Source organism: Mesorhizobium sp. WSM3866 (genome assembly GCF_002294795.1).
GTDB lineage: Bacteria > Pseudomonadota > Alphaproteobacteria > Rhizobiales > Rhizobiaceae > Mesorhizobium.
Map to the genome: position 1 here is coordinate 172,355 of NZ_NSGC01000004.1, position 19,630 is coordinate 191,984.

At 63.9% G+C, this 19,630-nt stretch carries 18 protein-coding genes and 1 pseudogene; 8 read left to right on the plus strand and 11 right to left on the minus strand.

The features are described 5' to 3' along the window. Window positions 1-132: 132 nt before the first annotated feature. Window positions 133-1,776: an MFS transporter gene (locus tag CK222_RS11390; protein WP_067002435.1), complete on the plus strand. Its 1,644-nt coding sequence runs from the start codon at window positions 133-135 to the stop codon at window positions 1,774-1,776. A gap of 34 nt (window positions 1,777-1,810) precedes the next feature. Here the strand turns inward: CK222_RS11390 and CK222_RS11395 are convergent, their stop codons facing one another. From CK222_RS11395 to CK222_RS11425, 7 genes are all read right to left on the minus strand, one after another. Further along, window positions 1,811-2,167, minus strand: coding sequence for a cupin domain-containing protein (locus CK222_RS11395; protein ID WP_067326033.1), 357 nt, complete (start codon window positions 2,165-2,167; stop codon window positions 1,811-1,813). Between the two features lie 105 nt (window positions 2,168-2,272). Beyond that, on the minus strand, window positions 2,273-3,658 hold the full coding sequence (locus CK222_RS11400) for an FAD-binding oxidoreductase (RefSeq protein WP_095800449.1): 1,386 nt from the start codon (window positions 3,656-3,658) through the stop codon (window positions 2,273-2,275). A 31-nt stretch (window positions 3,659-3,689) separates the two neighbouring features. Beyond that, window positions 3,690-4,799: an ABC transporter ATP-binding protein gene (locus tag CK222_RS11405; protein WP_095800450.1), complete on the minus strand. Its 1,110-nt coding sequence runs from the start codon at window positions 4,797-4,799 to the stop codon at window positions 3,690-3,692. Beyond that, on the minus strand, window positions 4,796-5,593 hold the full coding sequence (locus CK222_RS11410) for an ABC transporter permease (protein WP_095800451.1): 798 nt from the start codon (window positions 5,591-5,593) through the stop codon (window positions 4,796-4,798). Before CK222_RS11410 ends, CK222_RS11405 begins: the two co-directional genes overlap by 4 nt. After that, window positions 5,593-6,462, minus strand: coding sequence for an ABC transporter permease (locus tag CK222_RS11415; RefSeq protein ID WP_095800452.1), 870 nt, complete (start codon window positions 6,460-6,462; stop codon window positions 5,593-5,595). Before CK222_RS11415 ends, CK222_RS11410 begins: the two co-directional genes overlap by 1 nt. A 19-nt stretch (window positions 6,463-6,481) precedes the next feature. Further along, window positions 6,482-7,558, minus strand: a complete 1,077-nt coding sequence (locus CK222_RS11420) for an extracellular solute-binding protein (protein ID WP_095781142.1) — start codon at window positions 7,556-7,558, stop codon at window positions 6,482-6,484. Between the two features lie 37 nt (window positions 7,559-7,595). Next, the gene (locus CK222_RS11425) at window positions 7,596-8,261 is read right to left on the minus strand and encodes an XRE family transcriptional regulator (RefSeq protein ID WP_095781141.1); all 666 of its coding nucleotides are present in this window, start codon (window positions 8,259-8,261) and stop codon (window positions 7,596-7,598) included. Window positions 8,262-8,492: 231 nt separating this feature from the next. Between CK222_RS11425 and CK222_RS11430 the strand changes: the two genes are divergently transcribed. Next, entirely contained in the window at window positions 8,493-8,993 is a 501-nt protein-coding gene (locus CK222_RS11430; RefSeq protein WP_067002450.1) for a molybdopterin-dependent oxidoreductase, read from the plus strand. 17 nt (window positions 8,994-9,010) lie between these two features. After that, window positions 9,011-11,035 carry a bifunctional diguanylate cyclase/phosphodiesterase gene (locus CK222_RS11435; RefSeq protein ID WP_095800454.1) on the plus strand — a complete coding sequence of 675 codons (2,025 nt, stop codon included), beginning with the start codon at window positions 9,011-9,013 and terminating at the stop codon, window positions 11,033-11,035. Between the two features lie 8 nt (window positions 11,036-11,043). On the opposite strand, the gene CK222_RS11440 is transcribed toward CK222_RS11435, so the two are convergent. Further along, window positions 11,044-12,825 (minus strand): chloride channel protein, encoded by a 1,782-nt coding sequence (locus CK222_RS11440; RefSeq protein ID WP_067002454.1) that lies wholly within the window; start codon window positions 12,823-12,825, stop codon window positions 11,044-11,046. A gap of 321 nt (window positions 12,826-13,146) precedes the next feature. After that, a complete protein-coding gene (locus CK222_RS11445; protein WP_095800638.1) occupies window positions 13,147-13,872 on the minus strand; it encodes an NAD(P)-dependent oxidoreductase in 726 nt (241 codons plus the stop codon). A gap of 62 nt (window positions 13,873-13,934) precedes the next feature. On the opposite strand from CK222_RS11445, the gene CK222_RS11450 reads away from it, so the two are divergent. Further along, window positions 13,935-14,405, plus strand: coding sequence for a MarR family transcriptional regulator (locus CK222_RS11450; protein WP_095800456.1), 471 nt, complete (start codon window positions 13,935-13,937; stop codon window positions 14,403-14,405). On the opposite strand, the gene CK222_RS11455 is transcribed toward CK222_RS11450, so the two are convergent. Then, window positions 14,402-14,701 carry a putative quinol monooxygenase gene (locus tag CK222_RS11455; protein ID WP_095800457.1) on the minus strand — a complete coding sequence of 100 codons (300 nt, stop codon included), beginning with the start codon at window positions 14,699-14,701 and terminating at the stop codon, window positions 14,402-14,404. The two genes, CK222_RS11450 and CK222_RS11455, sit on opposite strands and share 4 nt — an antisense overlap. A gap of 122 nt (window positions 14,702-14,823) precedes the next feature. Here CK222_RS11455 and flhA point away from each other — a divergent pair. The 3 genes and pseudogenes from flhA (at window position 14,824) to CK222_RS11470 (ending at window position 18,048) form a co-directional block, all read left to right on the plus strand. After that, window positions 14,824-16,910, plus strand: a pseudogene (flhA, locus tag CK222_RS11460) (flagellar biosynthesis protein FlhA). After that, complete coding sequence (fliR, locus tag CK222_RS11465) at window positions 16,907-17,659, plus strand: flagellar biosynthetic protein FliR (protein WP_067326000.1); 753 nt, start codon at window positions 16,907-16,909, stop codon at window positions 17,657-17,659. Before flhA ends, fliR begins: the two are co-directional and overlap by 4 nt. Window positions 17,660-17,664: 5 nt before the next feature. Next, window positions 17,665-18,048 carry a hypothetical protein gene (locus tag CK222_RS11470; protein ID WP_095800458.1) on the plus strand — a complete coding sequence of 128 codons (384 nt, stop codon included), beginning with the start codon at window positions 17,665-17,667 and terminating at the stop codon, window positions 18,046-18,048. 118 nt (window positions 18,049-18,166) lie between these two features. On the opposite strand, the gene CK222_RS11475 is transcribed toward CK222_RS11470, so the two are convergent. Beyond that, entirely contained in the window at window positions 18,167-18,754 is a 588-nt protein-coding gene (locus CK222_RS11475; protein WP_245433011.1) for a transglutaminase-like cysteine peptidase, read from the minus strand. 305 nt (window positions 18,755-19,059) lie between these two features. On the opposite strand from CK222_RS11475, the gene CK222_RS11480 reads away from it, so the two are divergent. Beyond that, entirely contained in the window at window positions 19,060-19,629 is a 570-nt protein-coding gene (locus tag CK222_RS11480; protein WP_245433012.1) for a rod-binding protein, read from the plus strand. The last annotated feature ends 1 nt before the right edge of the window (window position 19,630 follow it).

Sequence of the window (19,630 nt, forward strand, 5' to 3'; positions counted from 1 at the left end):
TGGCTTAAAGCTTCGCCGACGCATTTTCGCCTTTGCCTTCCTGTTGTTGGACCGGGATGCTTTGGCGAGTCGCCGGCGCGATAATGGCGTCGGGCGAGCGCAAGACAGCAAGATGAAGGCGGGACAGCGACCATGATCGACGACGAGCCGGAAAGCGAACGCGTCTCGGCGTTGGCGCCGTTCCGGCACGGCATCTTCCGTGCCGTCTGGTCGGCGAGCCTTGTGTCGAATTTCGGCGGCTTGATCCAGGGCGTGGGCGCCGCCTGGATGATGACGACGATCGCCACCTCATCCTACCAGGTGGCGCTGGTCCAGGCCTCGACCACCTTGCCGATCATGCTGTTCGCGCTTGTTGCCGGCGCCATTGCCGACAGCTTCAACCGCCGCAAGGTCATGCTGGTGGCGCAGAGTTTCATGCTGGTGGTCTCGGCACTGCTCACCGTATTCACCTGGTTCGGCTGGATGACGCCGTGGACGCTGCTTGCCTTCACCTTCCTGATCGACAGCGGCACGGCGCTGAACAGCCCGTCATGGCAGGCGTCGGTTGGCGACATGGTGCCGCGCGCCAAGGTGCCGGCGGCGATCGCGCTCAACTCAATGGGCTTCAACATCACGCGCAGCGTCGGCCCGGCGATCGGCGGCATCATCGTCGCCGCCGCAGGGGCGGCGGCGGCCTTCGCCGCCAACGCCATCAGCTATATCGGCCTGATCGTCGTGCTTTTCCGCTGGAAGCCGGAAGTGCCCGCGCCGACCCTGCCGCGGGAATCGCTCGGCGCCGCGATGGGAGCCGGCCTGCGCTACGTCGCCATGTCGCCGAACATCGGCAAGGTGCTGGCGAGAGGCTTCGCTTTCGGCTTCAGCGCCGGCGCGGTGCTGGCGCTGCTGCCCCTGGTGGCGCGCGATGTCGTCAAGGGCGACGCGCTGACCTACGGCATCATGCTTGGCGCCTTCGGTATCGGCGCGGTCGGCGGTGCGCTGATCAGCGTGAGGCTCAGACAATGGCTCTCCAGCGAAACGATGGTGCGCGCCGCCTTCGCTGGTTTCGCGCTTTGCGCCTTCAACGCCGCCGTCAGCGACAATGCCTGGCAGACGTCGGCGGGCCTGCTCATCGGCGGTGCCTGCTGGGTGATCGCGCTCTCGCATTTCAACGTCACGGTGCAGATGTCGACGCCGCGCTGGGTGGTCGGGCGCGTGCTGTCGATCTACCAGACAGCAACCTTCGGCGGCATTGCGCTGGGCAGCTGGATCTGGGGCGTCGTCGCCGACGCCCATGGCGCGGAGACTGCATTGATGGTTGCCGCTGTCACCATGCTCGTCGGTGGCGCCATCGGCCTGATCCTGCCGCTGCCGCAGCACACCGCTCTCAACCTCGATCCGCTCAACCGGTTCAAGGAGCCGATGCTGGCGCTCGATTTGAAGCCGCGCAGCGGCCCGATCGCCATCATGATCGAATACATCATTCGCGAGGAGGACGTGCCGGAATTCCTCGCAACCATGGCCGAGCGTGGCCGCATCCGCCGCCGCGACGGCGCCCGCAACTGGACGCTCGCCCGCGATCTCGAAAATCCGGGCATCTGGATCGAACACTACCACACGCCGACCTGGGTCGAGTATATCCGCCACAACCGGCGTGCCACCCATGCCGACGCCGTTGTCGGCGAGCGCATCCGCGCGCTGCACAGCGGCGAGAACCCGCCGCGTGTGCGCCGCATGATCGAACGCCCGACCACCGCCGGCACGGCCCTTGTCTCGCCCAAGGGGCCGATCGATCACTAACCCGCGTCTTTTGGCCCGGAATATCTAGTTCCGATCAGCCAGCGCTGTGGATCATATAGAGCTTGCGCGTCGTCTCATGAATAAGCCACTCGCCCTTCCAGCCCTTCGGCAGGACGAGCAGATCGCCAGGCCCCAGCTCACGCATCTCGCCGTCGGCGCGGCTCACTTCCACGCGACCGGAGATGATGTGGCAGATCTCGGATGAACCCGAGCGGTCGGCGGTGAAGCGGCCGGGCGTGCATTCCCAGATGCCGATATCGACGGTCCCGTCCGGCGATTGGAAGAACGAGCGCACCGCTTCGACCTGATCGCCTTCGATCGAGGTCGGCTTCGGTGAAAAGGCGCCGATATCGGCCGTGGCGAGGTCGCGGAAGGTCGAAAGGTCGATCAAGATAGGCTCCAGTGTCAAAAGCAATTCCAGGAAAGTGCAATGGTTTGCCGTCCGGAATTGCGCGAAAACAAAGAGTTAGAGCGGTTCGGCGAACGCCGAACCGTCTCAGTGGCCTGTGATGCTGTCGGCCAGGGCGGCCAATTTCGAAGTGTAATTGAGCCCGGCGGCCTCGCGTTGGTCGGCGATGCGGTAGAGCTGGTACATCGAGTGGACGCCGAGCCAGCGGAACGGTTCCGGCTCCCAGGGTCTGACCTTGCGGTTGACCCAGGGCAGTCGCGTAAGATCCGTGTCATTGCCGAGGATCAGATCGGCAAGCGTGCGCCCCGAAAGGTTTGAGCTCGACACGCCCAGCCCGACATAACCGCCGGCCCAGCCGATGCGCGTCCTGGGGTCGAGGCCGACCGTCGTGCACCAGTCGCGCGGCACGCCGAGCACGCCGCACCAGGCGTGGTCGATGCGGCACCCGGCCGTCTGCGGCAACAGCGTCGTCAGGATCGTGTGCAGCTGGTCGATCGTCGCCTGCTGCGTCCGACCGTTGACGTCGGTGCGCGAGCCATAGCGGTAGGGCACGCCGCGTCCGCCCATGGTGATACGGCCCTCGCGCGTGCGCTGGGCATAGCAATAGGCGTGCGCCGCATTGCCGAGGAGCTCATGCCCGTCCCAGCCGATCTCGCGCCAGAGTTCTTGTGGCAGCGGCTCGGTCACGATCTGCGCGCTGTTGAGCGCCAGCCATGTCCGCTCTTCCCCGGGAATGCCGGCCGTGAACCCCTCCGTCGCGCGAATTATCGTTTCCGCCCGCACCGTGCCACGGTCGGTGGCCACCCTGCCCTTGGCGATCGACGTCACGGTCGTCTTTTCGTAGATCGGCACGCCGAGCCGCTCGACCGCTTCCGCCAGCCCGCGCACCAGCTTGGCCGGCTGCACCCGCGCCTGGCCGTGGATGACGAAGCTGCCCATGACATTCGCGATATTGATGCGCGCGCGTGTGGCTGCAGCGTCGAGCAATTCGATGCGCTCGGGGTCGGCGTCCCAGGAGCGGATCGTCTCGCACGCCTCGCGCACACGTTGGAGCTGTGCGGCATTGGTGGCGACCGTCAGATTGTCGGCACGGCGGATGTCGGCGTCGATGCCTTCGGCCGCCGCCACCCGGATCACCTCGTCGACACAGCCCGCCATCGCTGCCTGCATGGCGCTGACAGCTTGCCGGGTCGAGGTCTTGAGGTATTTCTCGCGCGACCAGCCGAAGCCGCCCGAAAGCCAGCCGCCATTGCGCCCCGAGGCACCGAAGCCGGCGAATTCGCGTTCGAGCAAGACTATGCGAAGCGAGGGTTTCGCCTTCTTGAGATAATAGGCGGTCCAGAGCCCGGTGTAGCCGGCGCCGACGATCGCAACATCGGCTTCGATGTCGCCGGGCAAGGGCGGACGCGGGCTTGGGACCGCGCCCAGATCCGCATACCAGAACGAGATGTCGCCGTTGCGCTTGACTTGCATGGGATGGCTTCCAGGAGACCGGAGAGAGGGATCAGGTGAGCGTCGTGTCTGCCGTGCTGTCGTCGGGCAGAAGCTTGGCGTCGGCGCCGTCAAAGCAGAGTTCCACGTTCTCGCCGAGGGCGAAATTCTCGCCCGTCAGCGGCGACCGCACGATCGCGGTCGAGCCGTCGCCGAGCTTCACTTCGTATTTCGATCCCGAGCCAAGATAGATCGCCTCGGCGATCGTTCCCGCCAGGCGGTTCTTGCCGTCGGCTTGCCCCGGCCGGCGAATGGCAAGTTTCTCGGGCCGCAGCAGCATCACCGGGCTGACTTCTCCGGCAAGCCGTCGCGGCGCGGCGACCGTCTCGCCGGCAATGGTCAGCGCAGTGCCGGTGCCGTCACTTCTGGCTTCGCCGCGCAGCACCGTGGAGTCGCCGATGAAGCGGCCGACGAACAGCGTTGCCGGCTCGTCATAGAGCTGCCGTCCGGTGCCCACCTGCTCGATCCGGCCACGGTTGAATACGGCGATGCGATCCGACAGCACCAGCGCCTCCTCCTGGTCGTGCGTGACATAGACGAAGGTGGTGCCGAGCTCGCGATGGATGCGCTTGATCTCGAGCTGCAGCCATTCGCGCAGCTTCTTGTCGAGCGCGCCGAGCGGCTCGTCCATGAGGAGCAGCGGCGGGTCGAAGACGATGGCCCGCGCCAGCGCCACGCGCTGCTGCTGGCCGCCCGACAATTCGCTCGGATAGCGATGCGCGAAGTCGCCCATCTTGACCATGTCGAGCGCCTTGGCCACGCGCCGCTTCCGATCGTCCTGCCCAACGCCGCGCAGCGTCAGCGGATAGGCGACGTTGCGGCCAACCGTCATATGCGGGAACAATGCGTAGTGCTGAAAGACGACGCCGATGTTGCGCTTGTGCGCCGGCACGCCGACGACGCTTTGTCCTCCGACCAGCAGCTTGCCGCTCGACACATCCGTGAAACCGGCGATCACATTGAGCGTCGTCGTCTTGCCGGAGCCGCTCGGCCCAAGCAGCGTCATGAACTCGCCGGGCTCGATCCTGAGCGACACGCCGTCCAGCGCCTTGAACGCGCCATAGGCCTTGGTGACGAATTCGAGGTCGATCGCCGCGCCGCGATTGTCCGGTCTTGGGTTCATAGGCGTCCCTTCCGCTCGCGGCCAAGAAGAAGCATGCCGCCGCCGATCAGGATCGTCGTGGCGCACAAAAGGATCGTACCGACGGCAGCGACGGTCGGGTCGGCGTCGCGCGTGATCGAGGAGAAGATCTGCACCGGCAGCGTCTTCAGATAGGGGTTGGTGATGAACAGCGAGACGATGATCTCGTCGAAGGACGTCGCGAAGGCGAACAGCAGGCCCGACAGGATGCCGGGCAGGATCAGCGGCAGCGTCACCGTCCGGAACGTGGTGAGCGCGCCGGCGCCGAGGCTCGCCGCAGCCGTCTCCAGCCGCCTGTCGAACACTTCGAGATTGGCCGACACGGCGATCAGCACGAAGGGCAGCGCCAGGATGGTGTGGGCGAGCACGAAGCCGGGCAGCGTGCCGACGAGTCGCGCATCGAGATAGACGGCATAGATGCCGATGGCCAGCACCACGCCCGGCACAACCATCGGCGTCAGCATCAGCATCCGCAGCAGATTGGCAGGCCGCGCCTTCATACGGTCGAGGCCGAAGGCGGCCAGCGTGCCGAGCACCGTTGCCAGCACCGCCACGATCGAGGCGACCTTCAGGGAATTGAGGAAGCTGGTCGACCATTCTGGATTCGTGACGAAATTCTCGTACCACTGCCAGGAGAAGCCTTGCGGTGGGAAGGAGAGCGACTTGTTGCCGTTGAACGACATCGGCACGACGACCAGCGTCGGCGCCACCAGCCAGATCGCCACCAGCAGGCAGACAAGGCCAAGAACGACACGGGTGAGCGGCTTCATTTCCATCAGCGCCGCCCCGCTTCCCGGTGCCGCGACCGCATCACCGGCGCTGCAAGCGCCAGCAACAGGAAGGTCGTGACCAGCAGCACCACGCCCATCGCGCCGCCGCGTCCCCATTGCAGCAGGCTGAGCACCTGGGTCTGCACCAGTGTCGACAGCATCGTCGAGCGCGGCCCGCCGAGCAGTGCCGGCGTGATGTAGAAGCCCAGCGCCAGGATGAAGACGATGATCGCGCCGGCATAGACGCCCGGCAGCGACAGCGGCAGGTAGACTGTGAAGAAAGCGCGGGACGGCCGGGCGCCAAGGCTTCGCGCCGCCTGCACCAGCCTGAGGTCGATGCCTTTCATCACCGAATAAAGCGGCAGGATCATGAAGGGCAAAAGCACCTGCGCCATGCCGATCACCACGCCCGTCTGGGTGCGGATCAGCCGGATGCCCGCGAAGCCGGCTGATCTCAGCAGCGAGTTGATGACGCCGGAATCCTGCAGCAGGATCACCCAGGAGAGTGTGCGCACCACGCCGCTCACCCAGAATGGGATCAGCACGCAGAGAACCAGGACGAGCCGCACGCGCGGCCCGACCGCGGTCATGAGGTAAGCATAAGGATAAGCGCAAACCACGCAGACCAGCGTCACCCATGCCGAGATGGTGAATGTGCGCTGGAGCACCGCGAGATTGACGGGCGCGCCGAAGAACCAGGCATAGTTCTGCACGCCCCATTCCGGCTCCGAGAGGCTGCGCAGCACGATGGTGAGCAGCGGATAGCCGATCACAGCTGCGAGCAGGATCATGGCCGGCAGCGTGAGCGCGAACGGCCGCCAGGCCCATCCTGCCCGTTTTTCGGCAGTCTGGATCGTCGGTTCGAGCGCGCTCACGGGCCTTGCCTCCGTCAGCTCAGTTGCCGGCCATCAGCGCGGACCACTTCTCCTGCGCCACTGGGAAGTTCTCGACCCAGAACTTGATGTTCTGCTTGTAGCCTTGCTTCTGGCGCTCGGGCGTGTTGGTCAGGAACGCTGCGACCGACTCGTCAACCTTCGGCTTCGCATCGTTGTTGATCGGCGTGTAGGAGGTCTGCTGCGTGAGAATCTCCTGCGCCTGCTTGCCGAGATAGGCATTCAGCAGCGCATAGGCGGCATCCGTATCCTTGACGCCGACGGGGATCGTCATCTGGTCCATCACCACCAGCCAGTCCTGCCAGGCGGGCGCGTATTTGGCGCCGTTCTTGACCGCCGTCATGGCGCGGCCGGTCCACATCATCAGCATGTCGGCTTCACCGGACTCCGCGAGCTGCTGCGATTCAGCGCCCGTCTTCCAGTAGATCGTGTCCGGGCCGAGCTTGCGAATCACGTCGAGGGCCTTGTCGATATCGGCAGCGGTCATCGCCTTCGGATCGCCGCCCGCCACCTTGAAGGCCTGTTCGAGCAGGCCACCGGTCGGATCGCCGGATCCGTCCAGGGCGCGCACCCCGGGGAACTTTTCGGTGTCGAAGAAGTCAGCCCAGTTCTTGGGCGGGTTATCTTTGTACTTCTCCTTATTGTACATCAGCACGACGCCGTAGTTCATCGCCGGAACCGAGCACTCGCCGACCTGTCCTTCGGGTATCTTCGAGACGTCGAGCTTCGAGAGATCGAGCTTCTGGAACAGCTTTCCGCAATGGACGTAAGGCGGCAGATCGCCGGTATCGACCACGTCCCAGGTGACGTTGCCGGATTCGACCTGGGCCTGCAGCTTGGCGATCTCGGTCGGCCCGTCATTGAGCAGCTTGACGCCGGACTTCTCGACGAACTCCTTCAGCGCCGCCACCTGGCCATCCTGATAGATGCCGCCATAGGAGACGAAGGTCAGGGTCTTGCCCTTGAGCGAGCCTTCCTTCACCTCGCCCGCGACAGGCTTTTCCTGTGCGAAGGCGGTGGTTGTCAGCATTCCGAGCGCCAGCACGGCGCCAAGACCTGCAAGTTTCGACTTCAACATAACTCTGACTCTCCCATTATGCCCGCGTTTAATCGGACTACCTGGCCGCGAGCGGTTTCCAGGGCTTGTATTGATCGAGCTCGGCGCGTGCCGAGGTCGGCGGTGCGATGATCCACATCACCTCGGCCCGACCACTGCCGATGTTCTCGCTGCGATGTGGTGTCGATGTCGCGTATTCGATGCTGTCGCCTTCTTCGAGGACGTGGCGGGCGTCGCCAAGAGAGACCTCGACGACACCGCGAAGGACGATCAGCATCTCCTGCGCGTCGCCATGCGTGTAAAGCGCGGAGCCGGTCGAGCCGCCGATATCGAACTCGCCGACATAGACCTCCATGTCGCTCAGCGGCGGGCGGGAAAGCAGCATCTTACGGCAGCCGTTGCTGGGCGGAAGGCTTGGCCGCTCGCTGCGCCGGAGCACGCCATGGTTCTGTGTCGCGCTTTCCTCGAACAGCATCGCGACGCTCACGCCCAACGCCGAAGCCATCTGGTTGAGCGAGGCAGTACTGGCGCCGGTCAGCCCGCGTTCGAGCTGGCTGATGAAGCTGGCGCTCGTTCCGGTCGCTTCCGCGAGGTCGCGCAATGATAGACGGCGAGCGAGGCGGAGGGCCTTGAGCCGCACGCCCAGCACCTGCTGCGCATGAGCTGCAGCCGTGCCGGCACCGATCGCCGCCGGAGCCTGGCCGTCCTCCGAAGCCTCGCGCATCCCGTTTTCCTCCACTTAACACCTTGTACAGTACCACTGTACAGCTGGCAATAGGGGCGGATGCCATTTCCGCGGTCCCATGACTGGGAAACGGACGCCGACCAAAAAATTAAGCATTCAACGGCAGTATCGAATGTCGGCCGGCAAGATGTCGTACAGCAAGGACCATTGTCGGTCAGCTGAGCGGGAAGGGATCGCGATATGTCATCCTGGCTAAGAAAAGGACCGTTGATGCTCATGCGCAGCCTGCTGATGCTGGCTGTCTTGGCGATCGGCACTCTGACTGCAGGGGCGTTGGAACCGGCCAGCTATCCGGAGCCGCCGGACTCCGTAGCTTTCACCGTTCAGAAGGACGGCAAGCAGATCCCGCTCACGCTGCGGCAGTTGGAAAAGCTCGGCCTCTATAAGGTCATCACCACAAGTCCTTTCGAGCAAGGGCAATTGACGTTTGAAGGCGTCCTGTTCCGAGATGTGCTCAAGTCCGTGGGATTGGCGGATAGGGATTCCGTCACTCTAAGGGCCGCGGACGATTACGTGCAGGTGATTCCGCACGAGGATTGGACGGAAGGTCCTCTGCTTCTCGCGACGCGCCAGGACGGGGAGTTGCTCACCCGACGAACACAAGGTCCGACCCGCTTGGTCTATCCTCTCAAGGACTATCCCGCCTTCGACACGCCGATCCGCAAACCGCGATGGATTTGGCTGATCAAGACGATCGAGTCTGACAACTGACCGGCTGGCAGGCCTCCATGGTGGGATCTCGACAGAGAGGCTGGCGAATTCCGCTTACCTATGGCGGTGCCATAGGGCTGGCGGCGATCGGTTCCGCGATCCTCATCGTCATGCTGTTTGTCAGTATCAGCAAGATCGAGTCTTCGCTCCCCCGGTTCGGGTTCTTTGCCATCCGCGAATTCCATATCGCCATACGCGACGTGACCCACCTGAGGGATATGATCTCGCTCGCTGAGGTCGCGCCCAACTCTCAGGCGAGCCTAGATCATCTGGCCGCTGCAAACGACCTGGTTTACATCCGCTTCAAGCGGATCGACGGCGGCGAAACGATCAGCGCAATTCCCGCATATGCAGGCATCGTGCCGCGCGTGAACGACGCGGTAACGCGGCTCGACGCCGTGATCGCGGCGGGGCTCCCCTTCGATCAGCAGCGCTTGAAGGAACTGGGTCTGGAACTCGAGCAGATCGTCGGCCGGATGAACGACGAGTACTACAAATACGGCGAGGGCGTTAACGCCGATCTCTATGCGTCGGAAGTCAGCCTGAATCGGTTCAACTATCAGATAGCCTTTGCTCTGACGATCCTGTCGCTGCTGGCAATCGGGACGGCGGTTCTGTTCATCGGGCGCCGGGAAACGATAAAGAAGCTGGAATTTCTCGCCTGGCGCGATGCGACCACCGGACTGAAGAATCGTGCCTGGATGGCAGCCAACAGGGACGCCATGCTGGACCGGGCGAGGGAGACCGGTAGGCAGCTTCAGCTGCTCCTGATCGATCTCGACCATTTCAAGAGCGTGAACGACACCTTCGGCCATCACGTCGGCGATCTGCTGCTGAAGGCGGTTGCCGAGGTCCTTCAGTCGGTCGAGCGGCAGGGCGACGTAGCCGCCGTGCGATTGGGCGGCGACGAATTCGCCATCATGGCTATTGCCGATCGGAATGATCATGACAATTTGGGGCAACGTCTGCGCGAACGGCTGAACAGGTTCGCAGAGTTGGAGGGCCATCAGGTGCGCATTGGCGCCAGCATCGGCATGGCATGTTTCCCTCAGCACGGTTCCGACATTTCCACGTTGCTGCACAGTGCCGATAACGCTCTCTACACGGCAAAGGCCGAAGGGCGGTCCGGTTTCGTGACGTTTTCGCCCGCGATCCTCAGTCAGATCGACATGCAGCTCGGTGAAGAAGCGGCCATCAAGCGGGCCCTCAATTGCGACGAGTTCTTCCTGGTCTGGCAATCCCAGTTCGAGCTGGCGACCGGCCGCATGATCGGGGCCGAGGCGCTGGTCCGCTGGCACGACCCGGTCTCGGGAGCGGTTCGTGCGCCGGCATCGTTCATTCCGATCGCGGAACGAAGTGAGCTGATACTGGAACTCGACAAGATGGTTCTGGGCAAGGCTTGCGAGCAAGCCGCCCGATGGATGCCTATTTCCACCGAAGAGTTCATCTGCTCGGTCAACGTCTCCGGAAGAAGTCTCCAGACCGATGCCTATCTGACGCATCTCACCGAGACGCTCCGGCAAACGGGGTTGCTTCCATCGCGTCTGCAGTTGGAGATCACTGAAGGGATATTCATCCAGAACAGCCGCAATGCCCTGGAGAGTATCGGCAAGATTAGAAACCTCGGGGTGAGCCTGGCACTCGACGATTTCGGGTCAGGTTATGCGAGCTTTGGATACCTTGCCGATTTCGACTTCAACCAATTGAAAATCGATCGCTCGTTCCTCAGCGACCTGGCTTCCTCCACGAAGAAACAGAACGTGGTCCGAGGCATCATCGCGCTGGCCAATTCACTAAGCCTGACCGTTGTCGCGGAAGGGGTGGAGAACGAAGCCCAACTCGACTTCCTGATCCACGAACACTGTCACGGCGCACAAGGGTTCTTTATGTCGGAGCCTGTTGAGGCAAGGTTGATGACCAATTATCTCGTCGCAAGGCAGGGTGGCGCCAAAACAGATGGAAAAGTTCGGGCCGAGTCTCTTTGCTTGGGCCCATCCATGCTGAGGAAAGTCGCCAAGCAGGGCCGCAAGACCGCCGATTGAATCAGGGCTCAGCCCTCGCCGGAAAGATCCCGCCGCGCCTTGTCCAGCTCCTCGGCGTAGCGCCGCATCAGATGGCTTTCAGTGAGCAGGCCAAGCACGATGCGGTCGTCGAAATCCTCAACGACCGCTAGCTCTTCAGCGCCGGCGCGCTGAAAGGTCTCGGCGGCGGACTGGACGTTCATCGACGGCACCAGCACCGCATCCTTGAACTGCGCGAGCGCCTGCACCGGAGTCTCGCCGTCTGAGAGGTCGCTGTGCAGTTCGGCCACGAGCAGCACGCCGACATAGTGCCGGCCCTCTTCGACGGCGATGACGCGCTGCGCCGAGCCGAGCGGGATCTCCTTGCGGAACTCGGCCAAGGTAATCGAAGCATCGATAGTACGGACGTCCTTGCGCATCATCGACCCGACATTGAGGCTGCGCATCCAGCCGACGTCGTGGGCGCTGCGGATCGTCTCGCCGCGCAGATGGAAGCGCCAGGTCGAGAAGGAGTAGCCGAAGGTCTCGCGGACCAGGATGGCCGACATGATCGACGCTGCCAGCACCACGCCGGTGAGCGTCAGGTCGCGCGTCGATTCCAGCGCGAGAAAAGTCATGGTCAGCGGGCCGCCGACGACACCGACGGCAAGCGACGTCATGCCGACGACAGCGGCGACCGCCGGATCGAGCGCGGTTGAGGGCGCAGCCATCGCCATGACGCCGGCAAAGACCTTGCCGAGCAGCGCCCCCAGGAACAGCGAGGCGAAGAACAGACCGCCGCGGAAACCGGAGCCGAGCGAGATCGCCGAGGCAGCAAGCTTCAGCACGAAGACGCTGGCCACCACGGGAAGCGCGTAGTTCATGGCGAACTCGCGGTGGAGTGCGCCGTGTCCGCTGGACAGCACCTGCGGCGTGACCAGCCCGAGCAGCCCGACAACGATGCCGCCGATGAAAGGTCTGACGGAAGCGTCGATCGCCAGCCGCACAAAGACGCGCTCGATAAGGCTCACCAGATGCATGATCGCGATGGACGCCGCCCCGCCGAGCAGTCCCAGCAGCAGGAACGGCACATACTGGCTGGCGGTCAGCGTCGGCAGGCCGGAAAGTTCGAGCGGAAACGGCACGCCGCCGAACATCTCAGCCGTCAGCGAGGCGGCGATCGCCGCCGTCATGACCGGCGCCACATTGGCCACCGAGTAGATGCCGATGACCAGTTCGAAGCCGTAGAAGGCACCCGTCAACGGCGCGTCGAAGGCGGCAGCGATCGCGCCGGCGGCGCCGCAGCCGACCAGGATGCGCACGTCGTTGCGGCGCAGCCGGAAGGCGCGCGCCAGCCGCGAGGCGATGCCGGAACCAACCTGCGTATAACCGGCTTCCAGACCGACCGAGGCGCCGAAGCCGCTGGAGATCATGGTCTGGCCGACAATGATGAACGTATCGGTGAGCGACATGCGCCCACCGTAGAGCGCGTTGGCTTCGATCGGGTCGACAGGCGTTCTGAACTTCCGCCTTCTCAGCCAGATCACCGAAAGGCCGAGCAGCAGTCCCCCGATCGCCGGAAACATCGCCTGCACCGGACTGGCCAGCGAAAACATCGCTGAAAGACGCCCGCCCGGCTGCACGTCAAAGAGCAGGAAGTGCATGGCTTGCACCAGCGCGCTCATGCCGGTGACCAGGGCGCCCGCGATCATGCCGACCATCCCCGCCATCAGCACAATGACGATGCCGCGCGCCTCGAGCACGGGAATGGAATTGATCAGCACCGCCCGAAGCCGGCGGGCGTAGACTTGCGGTTCGTTTATGGCAGGCAACGGAGCGGCTCGCCGGTATGCGGAGGATGGATGCTGCCGCGCCTGATACGCCCGACGGCATGGAGTGGCAACCGCAATGCCGACCCCTTGTGGCGCCATTTTGGCGTTGCGTCGATTAGCGACGGTTGGGCCGGCTACCCTCGCTGCGAGAACGGGAAAATGTCACTGATCGAAGATGGTCAGCGGCCCGCAATCGTCCCTCGCGACGAAGGTCGCCAGCAGCTCCGCCGGCTCCATTGCGCTCGCCTTCTCCGCGAACGATGCACCGTGCCCGGCGGCTCGAACCAGGTCTGTCCTTTGGCGGCAATTCCTCCGTCTGCCTCACACAGCCAGACGGAAGTCGGGCCGCCAGCCGAGTTCGCTGACCGCCTTGTCGGTCGCGACATGGCCGTTCGGCTCGGCGATGTTGAAGGCGCCCGGCGCACCGCGCTCGACGGCAAGCAGCACCGCATAAGCGGCGGCATCGACATGCAGCGCCGGGTCGGCGGCAGCGTCGGCTCCGGTACCAGGCCCGTAGAGATGCCTATAGCGCAGCACGATGCCCGTCATGGGCTCCTCGAGAACCTGGCGTTCGAGCGCGATCACGCCGCCGACGCTGATGCCGCGGCCGCCTTCGGCGCCGCTGTCGAGCGGATCGGTTTCGGCATGCGGCTCGGGTCCGGGCGCATAGGCCCAGGCGATGCTCTGCGCGATCAGGCGACGGGCGCCGGCCGACGCCGCGGCCTCGACCAGATTGCGGGTCCCCTCGTCGCGGACGCGCGCGTTTCCGATGATGGCCTCGCCCATCTTGTTGGGATCGAGTCCGGCCGGCAGATCGGTAAGCTGATGGATCACGACCTCCGGCTTCACCTCGGCGACCGCCGCAAGCAGGTCGCCGGCATCGAACACATCGATCACCACCGGGCTGGCCCCGATCGCGCGGAGCGCCTCGGCCTTCTCGGCCCGGCGCGTTGTCGCAGCTACCTGATGGCCGGCAGCGACCAGTTGCGGGATCAGGCGGCGGCCGATCGCGCCGGAACCACCAGCAAGAAAGATGCGATAGCCCATCGTCTTCCATTCCATCTTGCGATAATATCAGAGTTCGAACAACATATAAGAGCTCTTACATCGTGCGCAAGCAGAAACCGGAAATTCCGGCCCCTGGCAAAGGCAAGCGCGGCGAGGAAGGTTATCTCGGCTACCTGCTGCGCCAGGCCGCCGGCGCCTACAGGCTGCGGGTCGAGCGGGCGCTGGATGAGTTCGGCGTCACGCAGCCGCAATTCGCGACGCTGATCATGCTGTCGGCCTATCCAGGCATCTCCAATGCCGACCTCGCCCGGCTCGCGGTGCTGACGCCGCAGACGGTGAGCGTGATCGTCGGCAATCTGGAAAAGGCCGGTTCCGTGGTCCGCAAGCCGCATGCGGTGCACGGGCGCATCCAGCACCTTGATCTTAGCGACAGCGGCCGTGCCTTGCTGAAGAAATGTCGCGAGCGGGTGCAGCGGCTTGAACGCGAGCTGACCGCCGCACTTTCGGCCAACGAAGAGCGCGCCGTCCGGCGCTGGCTGGTCGCCGTCTCGATCGCGGACACGGCCGGTTAGATCGCAGTACCCTCGTCCGCTTCATAGAGCGCCAGCTTCCGATCCCCAATGCCGAGTTCCGCCCAGCTCGCGCGCCATTCGGCTATATGCGCTGACTTGAAATGCGCCTCGAGCGCCGCACGATCCCGCCAGGCTTCCGAGACATGGATCAGGCCGGGATCGAGAACATCCTGCGCATAGGAATATGCGAGGCAGCCGGCTTCGGCGCGACTCGCTGAAATCATTCGTCCCATCGCCGGCCTTGCCTGCTCGAGCCTGTCGGGTGGCAGCCGAATCGTGCCGATGATGAGGAGCATGCGCCTTTCCTTTCGCCAGCCGGCTCAAATCCCGTAGCCCCTCTCCCACCTTCGCGCAAGCTTGACCGGTTAACGGTCGGGAGCCTGCCTTTGCACTGGGCAAGTCTGGATTCGAGGACGATATGGCGATCAGCGAAACAATCCCGTCCGGCCTGGTGGCCAAGAACGGCCGCGACGTTTTCTTCGCGCTCGGCATCGTCGTCATCCTGGCGGTGCTGTTCCTGCCGATCCCGGCCTTTCTCATCGATATCGGCCTTGCCTTCTCGATCGCGCTCTCGGTGCTGATCCTGATGGTGGCGCTCTGGATCCAGCGGCCGCTGGATTTCTCCTCCTTCCCGACCGTGCTGCTCATCGCCACGATGCTGAGGCTCTCGCTCAACATCGCCACCACGCGCATGATCCTGTCGCATGGCAATGAGGGTACGCATGCCGCCGGTTACGTCATCTCGGGTTTCTCGAAGCTGGTGATGTCGAGCGACTTCGTCATCGGCCTCATCGTCTTCATGATCCTGATCGTGGTGAACTTCATCGTCATCACCAAGGGCGCCACCCGCATCGCCGAAGTCGGTGCGCGCTTCACCCTCGACGCCATCCCCGGCAAGCAGATGTCGATTGACGCCGACCTTTCCGCCGGAATGATCGACGAGAAGACGGCGCAGCTTCGCCGCCGCGAATTGGAAGAAGAATCCTCCTTCTTCGGCTCGATGGACGGCGCGTCGAAATTCGTGCGCGGCGACGCCATCGCCGGCCTCATCATCACCGCCATCAACATCGTCGGCGGCATCGCCATCGGCTATCTGCGCCACGGCATGGGCCTCGGCCAGGCGGCCGACGTCTTCATCAAGCTGTCGGTCGGCGACGGCCTCGTCACCCAGATCCCGGCCCTCATCGTCTCGCTCGCCGCCGGCATGCTCGTCTCCAAGGGCGGCACGCGGGGCTCCGCCAATCAGGCGGTGTTCGGCCAGCTCGGCGCGCATCCGCGCGCGCTCTATGTCGCGGCCTCGCTGCTCGTCATCCTCGGCCTTATGCCCGGTCTGCCGCTATTCCCGTTCTTTGCCCTTGCCGGCGCCATGGCCGGCCTCGGCTACGTCATCCCGCTGCGCCACAACGCGCGCTGGCGGCAGCCGAAGCGCAGAAGAACAAGGAGAAGGCCGACAAGGTCGAGGAGGAGAAGAATTCGGTCAAGGCCTCGCTTGCGACTGCCGAGATCGAGCTGCTGATCGGCAAGCAGCTCTCGACCAGGCTGCTGGTCGCACATCAGGAGCTGGTGTTCCGCATGTCGAAGATGCGCAAGAAATTCGCCCAGCAATATGGGTTCGTGGTGCCGGAGGTGCGCGTCGCCGACGACTTCGCCATCCCGCCGAAGAGCTATCAGATCAAGGTCCACGGCACCGTCGTTGCCGAATACCAGATGCGCGTCGGCGAAATCATGGTGCTGCTTGGCACCCGCGGCGTGCCCGACATCCCCGGTGAGGAAATCCGCGAGCCGGCTTTCGGCATGCGCGCCTATTCGGTGCTGGAAACCTTCGCCGAAGATCTGAAGCGCGAGAACTACACCTTTGCCGACAACATGTCGGTGCTGCTCACCCACCTCTCCGAGGTGATCCGCAACAACCTGCCGCAGCTTCTGTCGTACAAGGACATGAAGGCGCTGCTCGAGCGGCTGGACCCCGAGTACCGCAAGCTCGCCGACGAGATCTGCACCTCGCACATCTCCTATCCCGGCCTGCAGGCGGTGCTGAAGCTTCTGCTTGCCGAGCGTGTCTCAATCCGCAACCTGCACCTGATCATCGAGGCCATCGCGGAGATCGCGCCGCACGTGCGCCGCACCGAGCAGATCGTCGAGCATGTCCGCATCCGCATGGCGCAGCAGATCTGCGGCGATCTCTCCGAGGGCGGCATGCTCAAGGTGCTGCGCCTCGGCAACCGATGGGACCTCGCCTTTCACCAGAGCCTCAAGCGGGACGCCAAGGGCGAGGTGCGCGAGTTCGACATCGATCCGCGCCAGCTCGAGGAATTCGGCCAGGACGCCACCAAGGCGATCCGCAAGCATCTCGAAGCCGGCGAGCGCTTCGTGCTGGTCACCGCGCCGGACGCGCGGCCTTATGTACGCATGATCATCGAGCGGCTGTTCACCACGCTGCCCGTGCTCAGCCACGTCGAGATCGCCAAGGGCGTCGAGATCAAGGTGCTCGGAACGATCTCGTGAACGCGCTCTCGCAAGGCGTCGTCATCGCCGCCTTCCTCGCCTTCTGCCGCATCGGCGCCTGTTTCATGCTGATGCCCGGCCTGTCGAGCGCCCGCGTGCCTCTCCAGGTCCGGCTGTTTGTGTCGATCGCCGCCACCGGCGGCCTGCTCGCCTTCCTCTGGGACCGCATCTATCCCTATGTCGACCCGCGCCCGCAGGTTCTGGTGCCGATGATCGTTTCCGAGCTTCTGGTCGGCGGGCTGATCGGCGCCATGACCAGGCTGTATATGGAAGCGCTGCGCTTCATGGGCTCGGCCATCGCCATGATGATCGGCTATGGCGGCTCAGGCGGCCCGGCGATCGAGGAGCCGGAGCCGCAGGCTGCGCTTGCCGCCATCATCTCGTTCTCGGCGCTGCTCCTGCTTTTCGTCTTCGACTTCGACCACGAGATCGTGCGCGCGCTGGTCGCCTCCTACACGGTTGCTCCGGTCAATGTATTCTTCAACCCGCAGGCGGCGCTGGTCGACGTCACCGACACGGTGTCGGACGCCTTCTTCCTGGTCATCCGGCTCGGCAGTCCCTTCGTCGCCTACGCCATTCTGGTCAATTTGACGATCGGCTTCGTCAACAAGCTGACGCCGCAGATCCCGGTGTATTTCATCTCGCTGCCCTTCGTCATCGCCGGCGGGCTGATCATCTTCTACTTTGCCATCGGCACCTTGCTGTCGTTGTTCGTCGACGGCTTTGTCGACCTGACGCTAGCGAGGTAGCCGCGATGGCCTCGCGCAAGGACAGACTGAAGAAGTTGGTCAAGGTGCAGGAGCAGTTGAAGGCGGTGCACGAAACTCGTCATGCGGGCTTCCTCTCCGCGGCCGCGGCGGCCGAATCGGAAGCAAAGGAACTCATCGGGCATTTCGACGCTGACAGCTCGCTGGCCGGCCTGTTCCCGGAACTTTACCATCGCCGGATTGCAAACGCGCTCGGCCAACAAAAACAGAATCTTGAAAGCGCCCGGGAGGAGACGACGTTGATCGCCGCCGCGACCGCGCGGACCAACATGGTCGAGCGCGCCTATAGGGACGCTCGCCGCCGCGACGAGCGCGAACGCTCAGAACGCGAGCGGCTGGACCTCATTGCCCAGAAGCGGGGACATGACTAGGGCAATCAGGAAAAGCATGAAACGGTTGGGCTCGGCGACGTCGCCGTGGCCTCCCGTCCGGACTTGCGTCAAACCAAGGAGATAGAGCGGTGGATCCGGCGCGCGGCGAACGAGGCTGTCAGATGCCGGTCGCCGTCGTGCCGACCGACTTGGCCGCCCCGATCCGCTCCCAGCGCCTGCCATTGCCCTGCACCTGCCGGGCGAAATAGTTGTAGGGCGTGCTGGACCAATCACGGACCGCGCTGGTGAGGTTGTCGAGCACCAGGTCGCCCTCGTTGGTGCGCACCGTCAGCACCGTGTGTCCCTCGCCGCGATAGCTTGCCACGGTCAACAGCAGCGCCGAGGCCGGCCAGCCGCGCTTCATCAGTTCGAGCTTCTTCAGTATCGCGATATCCTCGCAATCGCCGGACACGGTCGGCACGCGCCAGTCGTCGTTCTTGCCGACAACGGCTCGATCACTGACCTCGGTAATGCGTGAATTGACCGAAAGGTTGATCTCGTTCAATTGCGCGCTGAGCTGAGGCCGCAGGGCGACGACCTTTGTTCCGCCGGCCGTGCTGCAGAGGCTGGGTTGGCGGCTGCAGAACGAATAGAAGGCCGGCGGTGGGAACGCCTTGCCTTTGGTTTGCATCGCCGTTCCGGCCTGGGCGGCAAATGGGCTGGCAACCGACAGCAGAAATGCGATCAGCACGACATCGCTTTTCACGATCAACGTCTCCAAAGCGTGGTCTCGAGGATGAGGGGGCGGGGTTAATTAGTCGTTTTCAAACCCCGAATTGCGCCGGCGGCGGGGCAACGCCGTTAAAATATTAATACCTGCTAAAATAAGATTTGAGCTTGTACGAAGCTACGGAGGGGTTCGGCCGAACGATCGATCGATGAGGTGACTCCCTGGCGGCGGGCGCGCCGCCGCTTGAAGCGGGCTGCACTGCACCTCGCCATCCCGCAAGCCTGCCACAAGCTTGTTGCGTCATTGTGCAACGGACAAAACCGGCAAAAGGCAGTGCATTCTTGGCGATTTCACCTCCCAGCGACATCGTGATGGACGTCGCCCGTGCGGCGGAGCCGGCCGACGTCGAGGCCGCGCGGGCAGCACTCGCGAGGCGGGCCGGCGGTGCCGGGGAGACCTTCTCGATCGACCAGACTGCCTCGGTCAATGCGGGCTCGGTGCTCTCGCGCGCCGCTGCCGACAAGGCCGAAGCGGCAAATCCGGCTAAAAAGTTCCAGCGCTTCGAGGCGATGGTGCTGACCACTTTCATCCAGAACATGATGCCTAAGGACACCGAGGGCGTTTACGGCAAGGGTCTGGCCGGCGACATGTGGAAATCGCAGCTTGCCGAAAAGGTAGCCGATGTCATGGCCGCGCATGGCGGGATCGGCATCGCGAGATCGATGCTTGCCGACCATTATCTGGACGGCAAACACAAGGTGCCGGTCGGGTCCGTTGGGGGCGGACCGGACAAAGCCGAGATCGACCAGCAGACCAGGCTTTCGACCTCCCTGGTCGACGAGCTCGAGCGCAAGGCCGCCCGGTCTATGACCGGTGACGACACAACCATAAAAACGGACATCAAGATCTAGG